Source organism: Paraburkholderia solitsugae (genome assembly GCF_013177695.1).
Taxonomy (GTDB): Bacteria; Pseudomonadota; Gammaproteobacteria; order Burkholderiales; family Burkholderiaceae; genus Paraburkholderia; species Paraburkholderia solitsugae.
Genome location: NZ_WOEY01000127.1, coordinates 97,474 through 114,744 on the forward strand (window position 1 = coordinate 97,474; position 17,271 = coordinate 114,744).

Annotated in this window: 14 protein-coding genes; 13 read left to right on the forward strand and 1 reads right to left on the reverse strand. The window is 63.4% G+C overall.

The window, feature by feature from the left end; translation table 11 throughout:
- The first annotated feature begins 70 nt into the window (after nt 1-70).
- Complete coding sequence (locus GNZ12_RS31955; RefSeq protein ID WP_172314132.1) at nt 71-493, forward strand: DUF2844 domain-containing protein; 423 nt, start codon at nt 71-73, stop codon at nt 491-493.
- Nucleotides 494-504: 11 nt separating this feature from the next.
- The gene (locus GNZ12_RS31960) at nt 505-1,782 is read left to right on the forward strand and encodes a DUF3443 domain-containing protein (RefSeq protein ID WP_172314004.1); all 1,278 of its coding nucleotides are present in this window, start codon (nt 505-507) and stop codon (nt 1,780-1,782) included.
- 109 nt (nt 1,783-1,891) lie between these two features.
- Here the strand turns inward: GNZ12_RS31960 and GNZ12_RS31965 are convergent, their stop codons facing one another.
- On the reverse strand, nt 1,892-3,073 hold the full coding sequence (locus tag GNZ12_RS31965) for a zinc-binding metallopeptidase family protein (RefSeq protein ID WP_172314006.1): 1,182 nt from the start codon (nt 3,071-3,073) through the stop codon (nt 1,892-1,894).
- A 380-nt stretch (nt 3,074-3,453) separates the two neighbouring features.
- On the opposite strand from GNZ12_RS31965, the gene GNZ12_RS31970 reads away from it, so the two are divergent.
- From GNZ12_RS31970 to GNZ12_RS32020, 11 genes are all read left to right on the forward strand, one after another.
- Entirely contained in the window at nt 3,454-6,936 is a 3,483-nt protein-coding gene (locus tag GNZ12_RS31970) for a transglutaminase family protein (RefSeq protein WP_172314008.1), read from the forward strand.
- 55 nt (nt 6,937-6,991) lie between these two features.
- Nucleotides 6,992-9,664, forward strand: a complete 2,673-nt coding sequence (locus GNZ12_RS31975; RefSeq protein WP_172314010.1) for a circularly permuted type 2 ATP-grasp protein — start codon at nt 6,992-6,994, stop codon at nt 9,662-9,664.
- Entirely contained in the window at nt 9,661-10,551 is an 891-nt protein-coding gene (locus GNZ12_RS31980; RefSeq protein ID WP_172314011.1) for a transglutaminase family protein, read from the forward strand. Before GNZ12_RS31975 ends, GNZ12_RS31980 begins: the two co-directional genes overlap by 4 nt.
- Nucleotides 10,552-10,815: 264 nt before the next feature.
- Entirely contained in the window at nt 10,816-11,565 is a 750-nt protein-coding gene (locus GNZ12_RS31985; protein WP_172314013.1) for an IclR family transcriptional regulator, read from the forward strand.
- A 73-nt stretch (nt 11,566-11,638) separates the two neighbouring features.
- Entirely contained in the window at nt 11,639-12,394 is a 756-nt protein-coding gene (locus GNZ12_RS31990) for a transporter substrate-binding domain-containing protein (protein ID WP_172314015.1), read from the forward strand.
- A gap of 17 nt (nt 12,395-12,411) precedes the next feature.
- Complete coding sequence (locus GNZ12_RS31995) at nt 12,412-13,080, forward strand: amino acid ABC transporter permease (RefSeq protein WP_172314017.1); 669 nt, start codon at nt 12,412-12,414, stop codon at nt 13,078-13,080.
- Nucleotides 13,077-13,850, forward strand: a complete 774-nt coding sequence (locus tag GNZ12_RS32000; RefSeq protein ID WP_074286582.1) for an amino acid ABC transporter ATP-binding protein — start codon at nt 13,077-13,079, stop codon at nt 13,848-13,850. Before GNZ12_RS31995 ends, GNZ12_RS32000 begins: the two co-directional genes overlap by 4 nt.
- Nucleotides 13,847-14,917, forward strand: a complete 1,071-nt coding sequence (locus GNZ12_RS32005; RefSeq protein ID WP_172314018.1) for a formimidoylglutamase — start codon at nt 13,847-13,849, stop codon at nt 14,915-14,917. Before GNZ12_RS32000 ends, GNZ12_RS32005 begins: the two co-directional genes overlap by 4 nt.
- A gap of 248 nt (nt 14,918-15,165) precedes the next feature.
- The gene (locus tag GNZ12_RS32010) at nt 15,166-15,588 is read left to right on the forward strand and encodes a MarR family winged helix-turn-helix transcriptional regulator (RefSeq protein WP_172314020.1); all 423 of its coding nucleotides are present in this window, start codon (nt 15,166-15,168) and stop codon (nt 15,586-15,588) included.
- Between the two features lie 80 nt (nt 15,589-15,668).
- Nucleotides 15,669-16,091 carry a MarR family winged helix-turn-helix transcriptional regulator gene (locus GNZ12_RS32015; RefSeq protein WP_172314022.1) on the forward strand — a complete coding sequence of 141 codons (423 nt, stop codon included), beginning with the start codon at nt 15,669-15,671 and terminating at the stop codon, nt 16,089-16,091.
- Between the two features lie 89 nt (nt 16,092-16,180).
- Nucleotides 16,181-17,269: an HlyD family secretion protein gene (locus tag GNZ12_RS32020; RefSeq protein WP_172314024.1), complete on the forward strand. Its 1,089-nt coding sequence runs from the start codon at nt 16,181-16,183 to the stop codon at nt 17,267-17,269.
- The last annotated feature ends 2 nt before the right edge of the window (nt 17,270-17,271 follow it).

The window sequence follows — 17,271 nt, forward strand, 5'->3', positions numbered from 1 at the left end:
CCGGCCACGAGCGTTTCACCTCGAAGGACATCTCTTGAAACCGAAGCTCTCTATCAGCATTGCTCGCGCAATGCTCGGGGCAAGCTGCGCGCTGTCGTTTGCCGCGCACGCCACGCTCGGCCAGAACGTCAGCACCGTCGACAGCGATCAGACACGCCTGCGCGCAGTGACGCATACAGCAACTACGCAAAGCGCGTATTCGGTGCACCTGATGACGATGCCGTCCGGCACGCTCGTACGTGAGTACGTTGCGCCCAACGGCACCGCGTTTGGTGTCGCGTGGCAAGGCCCGACATTGCCGGATCTGAAATCCATCCTGGGCACGTCGTTCGACCAGTACGTCGCCGTCACCGCAACGCGGCGTGGCACGCCGCTCGCGGTGTCCACCAGCGATCTGGTGGTCTACTCCGGCGGGCACCTGCGTGCGTTCGCCGGCTATGCGTATCTGCCGCAAGCGGTGCCCGCGGGCGTCGATGTCGGCGTCATTCAATAACGGAGCGGATCATGCGTCAATCTTCTTCGTTCGTGACCGTGTTGTGCGCGGCGCTGCTCGCGTTGCTCGTCAGTGCCTGCGGCGGCGGAGGCGGCGGCTCCAGCGGTTCCAGCCCCTCGGCGAGTTCCAGCAGTACGACGAGCCTGTCGGCCGGTCCCACCGTCACCAATGCTTCGCCTTCGCCGCAAGTGGTAGCCGACAACGCGGTCCTCGTATCGGTCGACTCCGGCGTGAGCAACGTGCCGAACATGCCGTTTGTCAGCGTCACGATTTGCGTGCCCGGCACGACCCAGTGCCAGACCATCGACCACATGCTGGTGGATACCGGTTCATGGGGCGTGCGCGTGTTCGCCTCGCAATTGCCCGCTTCGATGACGCTGCCGCAGCAGAAGGACGCCTCGGGCAATCTGGTCGCCGAATGCATGCAGTTCTTCGACGGCTACACATGGGGTTCGGTGAAGCTCGCGGACCTGCAGATCGCGGGTGAAAAAGCGGCCTCGCTGCCGATCCAGGTGATCGATCCGAACTACGCTTCGCTGCCGTCCGATTGCGCGAGCTACGGTGCGTCGCGCAACACACCGGCTACGTTGCAGGCTAATGGCATTCTGGGCATCGGCGTGTTCAAGCACGATTGCGGCGCGAACTGTGTGCAGAATGCGGTGGCCGGCACGTACTACGGTTGCAACGGCACGGCATGCACGTCGATTCCGCTCGCTGAACCGCTGCAGGTCGCCAATCCGATTCCGTACTTTGCGACCGACAACAACGGTTCGATGCTGAGCCTGCCGATGGTGTCGGGCGGCGCGCAGTCGGTGAGTGGGCAATTGGTGTTCGGCATCGGCACGCAGAGCAACAATTCGCTAGGCAGCGCGCAGGTGATCGGTGTGAGTCCGTCGAATGGCACTTTTACGACGGTGCAGAACGGCACGACGTATTCGAGCAGTATTCTGGACAGCGGCTCGACCGGCCTGTTCTTCCAGACCAGTGCAATGCCTGCATGCGCAAGCCCCAATAACGCGTACTACTGCCCGGTGTCGACCCAGTCGTTGAGTGCCATGATCCAGGGGGTGAACGGCACGACGAGCACGGTGAACTTCAGCGTCGGCAATGCGACGACCATTTCGCAGACGTACAGCGGCGATTCGGCGTTGCCGCTGCTGGCGGGACCGGCCTTTGTGACGTCGTCGATTTTCGACTGGGGCCTGCCGTTCTTCTACGGGCGTAACGTGTATGCCGCTGTCGAGCAGCAGGCGACGCCTGGCGGGACGGGGCCTTACGTCGCGTATTGAGCGATAGCCAGGTTTCGCTCCGATGGGAAAAAGCCCGCTGCCGGTTTATTCGGCAGCGGGCTTTTTTGTGGGGGCGCGAAGTGTGTCACGTGCGGGCATTGCAATTGGACTAACGCCGGCGTGCGGCCCGCTTGGCGGGTGCTGTTTTGGTGGCAGCGGGCTTGGATTGCTGCGGCGCCTGCACCGCCCCGGCACCACCCGCCGGCGTCGCCACTTCGCGCGGTTGCGTTTTGTCGCCGACTGCCGCAATCAGCCGATGCACGAACCGCAACTTGTCCATCACCGGCGAGGCCAGCGTGAACGGATAAGCGTCGGGCATGCCGAGACTGCGGTTCAGGCTGTTCAACGCATAGGTGAGCGGAAACCAGCGCTTCATCAGATTTTCGAAGCTCGCGTCTTCCACCGGCGTGCGGTCAGTCAGCGTCGGCTCGCTCGGGTCGTCGGGCAACAGGGCGAGGCCGTACGACGTCGAGGTATCCAGCACGTCGACGATCAGCAGGTAGTGCGCCCACGTCTCGGCCCAATCTTCCCAAGGATGTGTCGTCGCATAGGCGCTGATCGTCGAGGCCTGCCAGTCCGCCGGTGCGCCGTCGCGGTAGTAGGCCGTCAACGCCTTGCCGTAGTCGGCACGCTCGTCGCCGAACAGCTTGCGGAACGGCTTGAGCCAGCGCGGATCGCTCTCGATCAACTGGCTGAAGTAGTAGTGGCCCGTCTCATGGCGGAAGTGGCCGAGCAGCGTGCGGAAGGGCTCGCCCATCGCGCTGCGCACCTTTTCGCGGTAGGCGTCGTCGGCTTCGGCGATATTCAGCGTGATAAGGCCGTCGTCGTGGCCGGTCATGACGCGCGAACCGTCTTCGCCGTCCTCGAGGAATTCGAATTCCAATCCATGCTCCGGATCGGCCTGGCGCGACGGCACGTCGAGGCCGAGCGCGGCCAGCGTGTACAGCAGACGCCGTTTCGCCATCTCCAGCCGATACCAGTAGAGCCGGTTATCCGGCGTGCTCAGATTCGGAATCGTGCGCGTGAGCTGGCAGGCACGGCACAATGTGTCGGGCGAGTCGGCGGGGATCATCCAGTTGCAGACATTTTCGACGGCGTAGTTGTGGCACTGCCGGAACAGGGCGCCCTCGGCACGCGGATGCAGACTGCGCCAGCGTTCGTCATCGGCTTCTTCGAAGGCGCTGATTTCGGCCAGTTCGGGTACGTATCCGAGCAATGACTCGCACCGTTCACAGCGCACGTTTTCGTAGAACACAAGATGCGAGCAGCGATTGCAGTGGAAGGTTTTCATCGATCGAGCCCGGAGGGGTGGGGGCAGTCATGGAGCAGCAGGGGGGCGCTTTGCCGGCAGGCCGTATGTCGGTCGCCGGGCATCCCCAGGCGCCTGCAAGAGCGAAGGCGATGTGCAATCTTCATGCCGCATTTGCCAGACGTCACTGGTTTAACGCACATTACGTACATGATCGTGCATTGGCGCTGCGCCGCTTTGGTGCGCGGCCTTCGAAAAAGCAGTGGAAAGGCGCGTGGATCGATCGGCCGGACGGTCGGTAGACGCGGCAAACTTCGTAGCAGGCGCTAATCCGGGCGGGTCAGGCAGTTCACGCGGTTTTTCGATCAACGGCATGAAGCTTGCTTTTTGGCGGGCTGCCATCCTTTGTCCAGGAGTCCGGTGTGTCCATACGCGTCGCGTTGAATCATGTCACACATTACCGCTACGACAGGCTGGTTGCGCTGTCGCCCCAGGTCGTGCGGCTCAGGCCTGCGCCGCATTGCCGGACCCCCATTCTGTCTTATTCGATGCGGGTCGAACCGGCCGAACACTTCATCAACTGGCAGCAGGACGCGTTTGCCAACTATCAGGCACGCCTCGTCTTCCCCGAGAAGACGCGCGAATTCAAGGTGACCGTGGATCTGGTCGCCGAGATGGCCGTCTATAACCCGTTCGACTTCTTTCTCGAACCGTCGGCGGAAAAGTTTCCGTTCGAGTATGCGCCCGGCCTCGCGCTGGAACTCGCGCCGTACCGCGTCAAGCGCCCCATGACGCCACGCTTTGCCGAGTTCGTCGCGAGTATCGACCGCACGCCAATGATCACGGCCGACTTCCTCGTCGCACTGAATCAGCGGCTGCAACGCGAGATCCGCTACCTGATCCGCATGGAACCCGGCGTGCAGACGCCCGAGGAAACGCTGGTGAGCGCCGCGGGCTCGTGCCGCGATTCGGGCTGGCTGCTGGTCGAGACGCTGCGGCAATTGGGGCTGGCGGCGCGCTTCGTCTCCGGCTACCTGCTGCAGCTCGCGCCCGACGTCAAATCCATCGACGGCCCGAGCGGCACCGAAGTCGACTTCACCGACCTGCACGCATGGTGCGAGGTGTACCTGCCGGGTGCGGGCTGGATCGGTCTCGATCCGACCTCCGGCCTGCTCGCCGGTGAAGGCCATATCCCGGTCGCCTGCACGCCCGAACCCGGCAGCGCGGCGCCGATCTCAGGCGCGGTCGACGAATCCGAAGTCGAGTTCGAGCACACCATGTCGATTGAACGGGTCCTGGAGACGCCGCGCGTCACCAGGCCGTTCAGCGAAGCGGTGTGGGGCGACGTGCTGAAAATGGGCGAACAGGTCGACCAGCGCCTCACCGAGATGGACGTGCGCCTGACGATGGGCGGCGAGCCGACCTTCGTGTCGGTGCGCGATCGCGACGCCGCCGAGTGGAACACTGACGCGCTCGGCCCCACCAAACGCGGCTACGCGGTCGCGCTGATGGACAAGCTGCGCTCGCGCTACGGCGCAAACGGCTTTCTGCACATCGGCCAGGGCAAGTGGTATCCGGGCGAGCAGTTGCCGCGCTGGGCGATGTCGCTCTACTGGCGCGCCGATGGCGAACCGTGCTGGCAGGACCCCACGCTGTTCGCCGACGAACGCGAGCCGGGCACCTACACGGCAGCCGACGCGCAACGTTTCCTCTCTCATCTGACGAGCAAGCTGGGAGTCGACCACGACTGCATCCAGCCCGGTTTCGAAGACGTCTGGTACTACCTGTGGCGCGAGCGCCGCCTGCCGGTCAATGTCGATCCGCTCGATGCGCGTCTGGACGACGAGCTGGAACGCGTGCGTCTGCGGCGCGTGTTCGATGCGGGCCTGGGTGGCGCGACCGGTTTTGTCCTGCCGCTCGCGCGCGAACGCGATGTGCCGCACGAGGCGCCGAAGTGGGTTAGCGGCCGGTGGTTCTTCCGCGACGACCGTATGTTCCTGATTCCCGGCGACTCGCCGATGGGTTATCGCTTGCCGCTCGACTCGCTGCCGTGGGTGTCGAAGACCGACTATCCGTATCAGCACGCGCACGATCCGTTTGCGCCGCCGGTGCCGTTGCGCCCGGCCGCGCAATTGCGCATGCAATACGACGGCGACGGTGAGGCCCGCCGCACCCTGAGCGCCGCCGAAGCGCGGCAGGCGGCGGCTTTGTCGTCGTCAGCGGCGGAGTTGCTGAGCGGCATGGCGGGCAGCGGGGTGCTGGCGTTTGCGCCGCAACCGGGCGATGAGCAGGCGCCCGCGCGCGGGCAGTCGTCGAAGGAAACATTGCGTACGGCGATCTGCGTGGAAGCGCGCGACCCGAAACGTGCCGCCGGTCCGAAAGCGGAAACCGAAGCGTTCGGCAGCGGCCGTTCGCTGCTGCATGTGTTCATGCCGCCGCTCACGGAACTCGATGATTATCTCGACCTGCTCGCCGCGGTCGAAGCGACGGCGGCTGAGTTGCAGATGAAGGTGGTGCTCGAGGGCTACCCGCCGCCGCGCGATGCGCGCCTGAAAGTCCTGCAGGTGACGCCGGACCCGGGTGTGATCGAGGTGAACATTCATCCGGCTTCGAGCTGGGCGCAACTGGTCGACAACACGGAGTACCTGTATCAGTCCGCGGCCGAGAGCTATTTGAGCAGCGAGAAGTTCATGACCGACGGCCGGCATACCGGAACCGGCGGCGGCAACCACTTCGTGCTCGGCGGCGCGACGCCTGCCGACAGTCCTTTCCTGCGACGCCCCGATCTGCTCGCGAGTCTGATCGCGTATTGGCACAACCATCCTTCGCTGTCGTATCTGTTTTCCGGGCTCTTTATCGGGCCGACGAGCCAGGCGCCGCGCGTCGATGAAGCACGCAACGATCAGGTGTATGAACTCGAAGTGGCGTTCCGCGAGTTGCAGCGGCAGATCGATCTGCTCGGCGGCCGCGACAGCGCGAATCTGCCGGCGTGGATGATCGACCGCTCGTTGCGCAACATTCTGATCGATGTGACGGGCAACACACACCGCGCCGAATTCTGCATCGACAAACTCTATTCGCCTGATGGTCCGACTGGCCGCCTCGGCCTGCTCGAATTGCGCGGTTTTGAAATGCCGCCGCATGCGCGCATGAGTCTCGTGCAGCAGTTGCTGCTGCGCGCGCTGGTGGCGCGCTTCTGGCACACGCCGTACACGCAGCGGCTCACGCGCTGGGGCACGGAACTGCATGACCGCTTTCTGCTCGGCACCTTCGCGAAAATGGATTTCGACGACGTGCTCGGCGAACTCAACCAGGCGGGCTTCGCCTTCGAGAGCAGCTGGTTCGCGCCGCACTTCGAATTCCGCTTCCCGCTGGTCGGCGCGACCACGGTGAACGGCGTCTCGCTGACCATTCGCAACGCGCTGGAACCCTGGCACGTGATGGGCGAGGAGGGCTCGCCGGGCGGCACGGTGCGTTACGTGGATTCGTCGGTGGAAAGGCTCGAAGTGCACGCGCTTGGTTTGAACGACAACCGTCATGTGCTGACCGTCAACGGGGTGCCGGTTCCGCTTCAGCCGACCGGCCGCGTCAGCGAATATGTGGCCGGCGTGCGCTTTCGCGCGTGGTCGCAACCGTCGGCGCTGCACCCGACCATCGGCGTGGATGCGCCGCTCACCTTCGATCTGGTCGATACGTGGACTGGCCGCTCGGTGGGCGGATGCCAGTATCATGTCGCTCATCCGGGCGGGCGCAACTATGAGACCTTCCCGGTCAACGCCTATGAGGCGGAAAGCCGGCGGCGCGCGCGCTTCTTCTCGTCCGGGCATACGCCGGGGCCGCTCACGGTCGAGAGGCCGCCGCGCAGCCTGGAGTTTCCGTTCACGCTGGACCTGCGGTACTGGTAACCTGGTAACCTGGTAGACTGAAAAGCGGCAACATACTTTTAAGAACGACACGACCTTGGCCTTTCAATCGACTTTTCCTTTCGAAACGTCCGCCGCCCGCGCGGACGCTTCGTCCTTATTGCGGCTGTTGCCGGCCTACGAGGGACATTGGGACGAGTTACGCGATGCCTCAGGCGCGTTGCGCGCACCGTGGCGGCAGTTCTTCGAGCGGCTCGGCGAAGACGGCATCGCGCGATTGGAGGATCACTACGCGTCGATCGCGCAGCAGATCCGCGACAACGACATCAGCTACAACGTCTACGCGGACAACGGCGAGCCGCGGCCGTGGGCGCTCGACCTGCTGCCGTTCCTGATCAGCGAGGCCGAGTGGGCGCATATCGAGCGTGGCGTGACGCAGCGCGCGCACCTGCTCAATGCGATCGTCGCCGATATTTATGGGCCGCAGACCTTGCTCGAACGTGGGCAGTTGCCGCCTGCGCTGGTGTTCGGGCATCCGGGTTATCTGCGCTCCGTGAAGGGCTTCACGCCGCCTGGCGGGCAATATCTGCAGGTGGTCGCCGTCGATCTGGCGCGTACGCCCGGCGGTAACTGGACCGTGATGGCGCATCGCACCGAGGCGCCATCCGGCCTCGGTTATGCGCTGGAAAATCGCCTGATCGTGTCGACGCTGTTCGCCGATCCGTTCCGCACGATGCGCGTGAGCCGCCTCGCGCCGACTTATTCGCAGCTGATCGCGACACTCGTGCAGGCCGCACAGTGCACGATGGAGCCCGACAGTTCGAGGGCCGATCGTTCGCCGCATATCGCGCTGCTCACACCCGGGCCGTTTAGCGAGACTTACTTCGAGCACGTGTTTCTGGCGCGCTATCTCGGCGTCACGCTGGTCGAAGGCAAGGACCTGACGGTACGCGACGACATGCTGTATCTGAAGACGCTCGGTGGCCTCGAACGTGTGCACGTCGTGCTGCGCCGTCTGGACGATGCGTTCTGCGATCCGGTCGAACTGCGCGCGGATTCGAGCATCGGCGTGCCGGGCCTGTTGCAGGTGATGCGAGCGGGCAACGTGATCGTGTCGAACGTGCCGGGTTCGGGTTTTGTCGAATCGCCGGCCTTGCATGGTTTTTTGCCGGGCATCGCCGAAGTGTTGCTCGACGAAGACCTCGTGCTGCCGAGCGTGGCGACGTGGTGGTGCGGCGAAAAGGCGGCGCGCGAGCATGCGTTCGCGCGTCAGGACGAAGCGTTCATCGTGCCGACATGGCCGGTCGCGCCACGCGATGCGCCGCCCGGGATCGAGCAGGGCAGACAGCGGCTGTCGACATGGCGCGAACGGATCGAAGCGATGCCCGACACCTATACGATCCAGCAACCGCTGCGCTTTTCCTGCACGCCACGTTATGAGGATGGCACCATCGGCCGCCGTCCGTCGGTGCTGCGCGTCTATGCGATCGCCGACTTCAACGGCGGCTGGCATGTGATGCCCGGCGGCTTCACGCGTATGGCCGCCGAGCGTCAGACGACGGTGTCGATGCAATATGGCGGCAGCAGCGTCGATACGTGGGTGCTGTCGAGTCAGCCGACCTCGACCTTCACGCTGCTGCCTTCGCCGATGCAACCCGCCGACCTTGCGCGCAAGCATCGCACCGTGTCGAGCCGCGCGGCGGAAAATCTGTTCTGGGCCGGACGTTATGGCGAACGCGCCGAAAACAATGTGCGGCTGTTGCGCCTGATTCTCGGCTCGCTGGAAGGCAACGACGCCGACGCGATGTTCCCCACGCTGGTCGAGCTCGCCTTGCATTGCGGCCTTGTGCAGTCCGGCGATATGTCCTCGCCGTATTCGCCGCAGGCATTCGAGCGCGCGCTGGTCGCGAATCTGATCGAGAGCACGGGCGCTGCGAGCATCGGCCAGAACCTCAACTACCAGGCGCGTTCGAACGGTGAAGTGCGGGGGCGTTTGTCGAACGATCATTGGCGCACGATTCTCGCGGCGCGCAACGACTTTCGCGATGCATTGCAGACTTTGATGCCGGCCGCGGGTTTCAACGGCAATGGGACTGGCAATGGTAATGGCGGTGGTTCATCGCAGGGCGGCGCGAATGGCAACGGCCGCGCTGAGCGCAGCGAACGCTACGATCGTTATGACCGCGTGACGCTGATGAATGCACTCGAACGCCTGTCGGTGCAATTGTCGGCGATTAGCGGCGCGCAAGGCGACCGCATGACACGCGACGAAGCGTGGCGTCTGCTCTTCGTCGGACGGCACATCGAGCGGGTATCGGCGATGACGTCGTTCCTGCGCGTGGTCGCCGATAAAGGCCAGCTCGTGACACCGGCCGGGTTCGATCTGCTGTTGCAATTGTTCGACAGCACGCTGACCTATCGCTCGCTGTATCCGGGCCGTTTCGAAGTGCCGGCTTTGCTCGACCTGCTGGTGATCGAGCCCACCAATCCGCGCGGCATCTACGGCGTCTATGAACGCCTGCGCAAAAAGCTCGACGAGATCGCCGTGGCGGCGGGCTGCATGCGGCATCGGCCATTTGCGGAATTGATGCCGCCTGCCGCTTCGTTGCCGACGCTCGAATCGCTGTGCGCAATCGACGAAGATGATTCATACGCCGAGCTGATTGCAGTGTGCGATCAGATTGGCGGCTATGTCGGCGCGGCGGCGCATGAGATCAGCGCGCGCTATTTCAGTCATGCCAGTACGGTCGCATCAAGGGTGTGGTCATGAAGAACGCGCCGACCGTGTTGTCCGTCTCGCATCGCACGACCTACCACTACTCCACGTACGTGGAGACCGCCCAGCATCTCGCGACGATCCGTCCGATTGCCTGTTCGTGGCAGCGGGTGGTCTCGCACAGTGAAAAGATCGAACCGGAGCCGTCGTATCAGACTAGCCGTCTCGATGCATTCGGTAACGACGTGTTGTACTTCGCCTTGGACGCGCCTCACGAACGCCTGCAACTCGTCAGCGAAACGACGGTGGCGCTGATGCCGCGCTGGACCGACCTCGACCCCGACGAGACGCCGGAATGGGAAGAGGTGGCGGACGCGTTGCGCTTTTGGGTCGGTGGCGAGTTCCGGCCCGAGGTGGAGTTCTGCTTTGCGTCGCCGAACATCGTGCCGCGGCCGTCGTTGCGCGCTTACGCACTGCCGAGCTTCCCTCCCGGCATGCCGATCGTGGCGGGCGCGATTGATCTGATGCACCGGATTCACGAAGACTTCGCGTACAAACCTTCGGCGACGATGTTCGACACGCCCGCCGAGCGCGCTTTCGAATTGAAGAGCGGGGTGTGCCAGGACTTCGCGCAGGTGATGATCGGCTGTTTGCGTTCGCTGGGCTTGCCGGCGCGCTATGTGAGCGGTTATCTGCGTAACGATCCGCCGCCTGGGCAACCGCGCTTGATCGGTGCGGATGCCTCGCATGCGTGGGTGTCCGTGTATTGCCCGGAGAGTGGCTGGATCGATCTCGACCCCACCAATGACGTGCTCGCCGATATGGACCACGTGACGCTCGCGATCGGCCGCGATTACAGCGACGTATCCCTGCTGCGCGGGATGATCCTGGGGGGCGGGGCGCATCGGGTGGAGGTGGGTGTGACGGTGCTCGCGCTTTAAGCCGCCGCTTTTACGCTCAGCTTTAACTGCCCGCTTTTACCCCCCGCTTCAAGCCATCACTTCCTGCCGCTCTCACCCTTCAATACGCCACGTTGTGGTCAGACGATTTCCATCAACGAGCCGCGTATCCGCCGCGGCACGCTCTTTTACCCGCGTTCGGGGAAAACCCTCTCCTCGTATTCCCACTCACCGGGAATCCATTTTTTGAAATTCGAGAATGTTCTGGCATTCTGATTCCATTATTCATTGTGGGTAGTTTTCATCGTGAACGCGGAACAGGGTGTGACAGGGGCTGAACGAGTATTGCTGGTGCTGGCGGCGCTCGCCAGTCATGGCAAGGCCATGTCGGTCAAGGATCTGCTCGCTGTCACCGGTCTCGCGCAAAGCACGCTGTACCGGCAGATCGCCTTGCTCAAGCGCTGGGGTTTCGTCGCTGAAAACGCGGGCTATTACGCGCCGGGTCCAATCAGCCTGCAACTCGCGCTCGGCTTCGACGTGAATTCGCTGCTTGTCGAAGCGAGCCGCTCGGAGATGCAGCAACTGGCGCGCGCGTCGCAGGAAAGCATCGGGCTGGTGGTTGCGGTCAAGCATCAGGTGATGTGCCTGGAAATGGTCGACAGCCAGCACTCGTTGCGTTGCTCGTTCGAAAAAGGCCGTGCCGTGCCGCTGAAAGCCGGCGCTTCGGCGAAATCGTTGCTGGCGTTCATGGCCGACAAGGCGCGCACCGAAGTACTCGACAGCGTGTTCGACAACGACCCCGCCGGCCGTGCCGCGATCGAAGCCGAACTCGAACAGATTCGCGCTCAGGGCTACGCCGTTAGCGACAGCGAAGTCGACCCGGGTGTGTGGGGCGTGAGCGCGCCGGTATTTCACCGCAGCGGACGCGGCATCGGCAGCAGCGCGTCGATCACGTTGATGGCGCCGTCCACGCGCGCCATCGGCCGCGAAAGCCAATTCATAGACGGGACGCTACGCACGGCCCGCGCCATTTCCGAGCATATGCAAACCGATTGATCGGGCAAAGCCGCTCGCGGCCGCATTCGATCTGGATACCGAACGAACTGAACGAACCACCAGGAGCCCTCCCATGAAACTGAATCGACTGTTGTCCCTCGCATGCGTCACGTTTGCGGTGACGTTTGCCGGCTTTTCCGGTGCGGCGTCCGCCCAAACGCCGGACGTGCTGAACGTCGCCACCGACGCGACTTTCCCGCCGATGGAATACACCGAAAACGGCGCGCGCGTCGGTTTCGACGTCGACATGATGAATGCGCTCGCGAAAGCCATGGGCAAACGCGTGCAATGGACCGATATCGACTTCAAAGGGCTGATTCCGGGCTTGATCGCGCATCGTTTCGACGCGGCGATCTCCGGCATCTACATCACTGATGAGCGCGCGAAAGTGGTCGACTTCACCGACTCGTATTACGCGGGCGGCCTCGTTGCGCTGGTGAAAACCGATTCGCCGATCAAGTCGGTCGCCGACCTGAACGGCAAGAAAGTGTCGGTCCAGGTGGGCACGAAGTCGGTCAACTTCCTGCGCGACAACTTCCCGCAAATTAACCGCGTCGAAGTCGAGAAGAATCAGGAGATGTTTGACCTGGTCGGTATCGGCCGTGCCGACGCTGCCGTGACCGGCAAGCCTGCCGCCTATCAGCTCGTGAAGACGCGCGGCGGTTTCCGCGTGCTCGACAAGCCGCTGACGACCGAAGCCTACGGCATCGCCGTGCGCAAGGACGAACCGCAACTGAAGACGGCATTCAACACGGCACTGGCGAAGATCAAGGCCGACGGCACGTATGCGGCAATCGTCAAGAAGTGGTTCGGCGCCACCGCGCAATAACCGGCTGAGCAAACATAATGGACCTCGATTTTTCGCCGGTGATTGCCGGCTGGCCGGACATCATGCATGGCGCGCTGGTGACGGTCGAAGTGACCGCCGCCGCGCTCGCGCTGAGCTGCGTGCTGGGTCTGTTGATCGGTATCGGCCGGCTCACGCCGCAGCGGCGCATCATGTACGGCTTGTGTACCGCGTACCTCACGTTCTTTCGCGGCACGCCGTTGCTCGTGCAACTTTTCCTGCTGTTCTTCGGCTTGCCGCAATTCGGCATTCTGTTGCCGGCTTTCGTGTGCGGGATGCTAGGGCTTGGTTTGTATTCGGCGGCCTATGTATCGGAGATCGTGCGCGGTGCGATTCAGTCGGTGGATCGCGGGCAGATGGAAGCGGCGCGTTCGATCGGCATGTCGTCGGGCCAGGCGATGCGCGCGATCATTCTGCCGCAGGCGATTGTGCGGATGATCCCGCCGCTTGGCAACGAGTTCATCGCGTTGATCAAGAACTCGGCGTTGGTATCGCTGCTCACGATCGACGATCTGATGCACGAAGGCCAGAAGATCATCAGTGTGTCGTACCGTTCGCTCGAAGTGTATCTGGCGATCGCGCTGGTGTATCTGGTGTTGACGCAGGTGACCAATTACGCACTGCATCGTGTGGAGCGCCGCTTGCGTGCAGGAGGGATGGTGCAATGAACACCGTAAAAGTAGATGAACCTATTGTCAGCATTCGCGGACTGACCAAATCGTTCGGCTCGCATACGGTGCTGAACGGCATCGATTTCGACATCCAGCCGCAGCAGGTGGTGGTCGTCATCGGGCCGAGCGGCTCGGGCAAAAGTACTTTCCTGCGTTGCTGCAACGGGCTTGAAGAGGCTGAAGGCGGCACGATCGATATCTGCGGGCACCGGCTGGTGGATCACGGGGCGATGCTCAAGGAGCGCTCGCTGAATGCGCTGCGCACCGAAGTGGGCATGGTGTTTCAGTCGTTCAATCTGTTTCCGCATCTGTCGGTGCTGCATAACATCACGGTCGGTCCGCGGATGTTGCGTGGCGCCAGCAAGGCCGAAGCCGAAGCGACTGCAACCGCGTTGCTGGAAAAAGTGGGCCTCGCCCACAAGGCGCACGTGATGCCGGCGAGTTTGTCGGGCGGTCAGAAGCAGCGTGTTGCCATTGCTCGCGCGTTGGCGATGCAGCCGCGCGTGATGTTGTTCGACGAGCCGACTTCCGCGCTCGATCCCGAGCTGGTTGGCGAAGTGCTGCAAGTGATGAAGCTGCTAGCGAGCGAGGGCATGACGATGGTCGTCGTCACGCACGAAATGGGTTTCGCGAAAGAAGTCGCTGACGTGGTGGTGGTGATGGACGGCGGCGTGATCGTCGAAGCGGGACCCCCTGCTGAGATTTTCTCGGCGCCGTCGCAGCCGCGCACGCGCGCTTTCCTTCAGGCGGTGTTGTCGCGCGCATGAGAGTTCCATTCGATGGCAAGGTGTGGAGCGGCCGTTCCGACGAGGGAGAACCCGGCGACACCCGGCGTATTTTCAATCAGGTGGTGCCGTTTGGCGGCGCGCTGCGGCATGAGGATGCTTTACGCGCCGCGCCGCTTACTGGAAGCGATGCGCCCGTGATCATCGGCTTTGGTTCCGACGAAGGCGTGCGGCGTAATCAAGGGCGTATCGGCGCGGCCCATGCGCCGAAGGAACTGCGTCGCGTGCTGGCGGGCTTGCCGGCGAAAACGTCGATGGTGACGCTCGCCGATGCGGGCGATGTGGTGTGCGACGACGGCGACCTCGAAGGCGCGCAGGCGGAACTCGCGAACGTGGTGAGCGACGTGCTCGCGAGCGGCGGCCGGCCGTTGGTGTTGGGCGGCGGCCATGAGGTCGCGTGGGGGACGTATAGCGGTTTTCGCCTGCATCAGGATCGCGTGGCCGGGGCAGCGGGCGCCGGCGTCGCGGCCACCTCACCAAGCTCCGTGGCTCCTGCAGCGAATGCAGGTGTGGTTTCGACCGTCACGTCAGCAACGGCAACCCGCAAGCTCCTCATTATCAACTTCGACGCCCACTTCGATCTGCGCCAGAAGCGGCCGGCGAATTCAGGCACGCCGTTCGATCAGATTGCCAGCGACTGCGCCGAACGAGGTGTGCCATTCAACTACGTATGTTTCGGCATCAGCGATCTGGGTAACACTGCTTCGCTGTTCGCGCATGCAGAACGACTCGGCGTGCGCTACGTGCTCGACATCGACATGCAGGAACCGCAATTGCCGCAGCGTTTGGACGATCTCCGGCAGGTGCTGGACGCAGCGGACGACGTCTATCTGACCATTGATCTCGATGTGCTCCCGGCCGCTACCGCGCCGGGTGTATCGGCGCCTGCCGCGCTGGGCGTGCCCTTGTCGGTGGTCGAAGCGATGGTGCAGCGCGTGCGGGCGTCGGGCAAGCTGCGCGTGGCGGATATTGCGGAGTACAACCCGTCGCTCGATCAGGATAAGCGCACGGCGAGGGCGGCGGCGCGCCTGGCATACCGGCTGCTTTAACGCACGTTAGCCGCACGGCACGGCAGCGGGCGGCGCCGCAGTGCAGCGCACCGCACTGTGCCGCGCCGTGTCGCATCGCGTCGATCGGTGTATCGTAGTCGCCGGTGATCGCCGTGCCGGCACGCGTATTTCAAACGGGCGTATGGATAGATTATTGCTTCGAAGGCAGTCGTTATCGATTCTTGCGAAGTACCTGCTGAGCGATCGTAAACTTGACTCTGTGCGTATGCACATATAGACTGCCTAGCATGAACCGTCCTCTCTCTTACGACGAATGCAACTGTTTCGCGCTGCGCCAGGCGGCCCGGCACGTCACGCAAATCTACGAGCGTCATCTCGGCCAGGTCGGGCTCACGGCCGCGCAGTTCACGATTCTCGCCAAGCTCGCGCGCACGCCAAACCTGCCGATGGTGGACCTTGCGGACGCGATGGTCATGGAGCGCACCACACTGGTCCGCGCCATGAAGCCGTTGCAGCGCGACGGGCTGGTGGTCGCCGAATCGGCGGAGCATGACGGCCGCACGCTTCTGTTCAGTCTTACGGAGAAGGGCGAAACGATCTTCGATCAGGCTGCCGTCGCATGGCGTGCTGCGCAGAGCGAGTTCGAAGAAGAGTTCGGTCACGCACGTGCCAAGGCGTTGCGCTCCGAACTGTTCAGCATCACCGGATAGACAAACCCTATGAGCTCGTTCCGACGAGCTTGGGTACGCCCGATTATGTGCATACGCACTCACGATAGGGAAGTACAGCGATGGACGGACTCTTCGACGACGACTGCTTTGCGATCCGCCAGGCCGCGCGCTATGTGTCGCAGCTTTACGACCGCCACCTGGGGAACGTCGGCCTGACTATCACGCAGTTTTCGCTGATGGGGCGTCTGAAACGCACCGGTCCGTTGACCATGAAGGAACTGGCCGAGGCCATGCGCATGCAACGCACCACGCTTGTCCGCACGATTCAGCCGCTGCGGCGCAACGGATTGGTGTCGAGCGACACACGCGGGGCGGACGCGCGGACGTTGTGGATTGCAATCACGGCAGCCGGCGAAGCGCGTTTGCACGCAGGCCGCAAGCATTGGGATGCGGCGCAAGCCGAGTTCGAGGATCGCTTTGGCGAGCAGCGCGCGGCGGCATTGCGCAGTGAGTTGTTCGCCGTCACAAGCGATCCCATTTGAATCAGGCCCGCGTGGAGCGGGCCAAGCCCGGCGCAGTACAACGCGCCGTTTTTTTTAGCTCAAAGAGTGCATACACACATTCGAACATCATGTCCACTACACCCTCGACTATTGCACCGCCCAGCGTGGCCAAGGCCGCCAAACCGGCCCGGCGCATTCCGTGGATGCTGCTCGCAATCATCACGGTGGTCGCCGTGCTGGCGCTTGCCGCGTCGTACTGGTTCTTCGTCGGCCGCTCTATCGAAACGACGGACGATGCCTACGTCGGCGGGGATGTGACCGTGATGTCGCCGAAGGTGAACGGCTTCGTCACGGACGTGCTGGTGCGCGACAACCAGTTCGTCCATGCGAATCAGGTGCTGATCCGGCTCGATGCGCGCGATTACGACGCTCGCCTCGCGCAGGCCAGCGCGGAGGTTGAGAGCGCAGAGGCCGCCGTTACCGAACTGCAGGCGAAGAAGTCCTTGCAGCTTGCCACCATCAACGAGCAGGCCGCCGAGGTTCGGGCGTCAGGCGCCGAGTTGACACGCAGCGCCGCCGATCAGACGCGCTATCGCGAACTGGTGAAGGACGACGCGGTATCGAGTCAGGTCGTCGAACGCGCGGACGCAGATCTGACCAAGGCGCATGCCGCGGTCGACCGCAGCAGCGCGGCGTTTATTGCCGCGCAACGGCAGATCGCCGTGCTCGACGCGCAGATCGGCGATGCGCAGGCACGCATCGCCACCGCGCAGGCGGCACAACGTGTTGCGGCATTGAATGTGGAGTACACCACGATCCGCTCGCCGATCGACGGTTACGTCGGCAATCGCACTGCGCGCGTCGGCCTGCTGGCGAACACGGGTGTTTCGCTGCTGACGGTGGTGCCGTCGAGCGGGCTGTGGATCGACGCCAATTTCAAGGAAGACCAGTTGAAGAAGATGCACGTTGGCGACGGCGTCGACGTCGATCTCGATGCATCGAGCAACCGGATTCACGGCGTGGTTGAGAGTCTCGCGCCCGCGACCGGCGCGACCTTCAGCGTGTTGCCGGCGGAGAACGCCACCGGCAACTTCACGAAGATCGTGCAGCGCGTGCCGGTGCGCGTGCGTCTCGACGTGCCGAAGGACATGCAAGGCGTACTGCGCCCGGGCCTGTCGGCGACGGTGAAAGTGCACCTCGACGCTGCTCACGGTTAAAC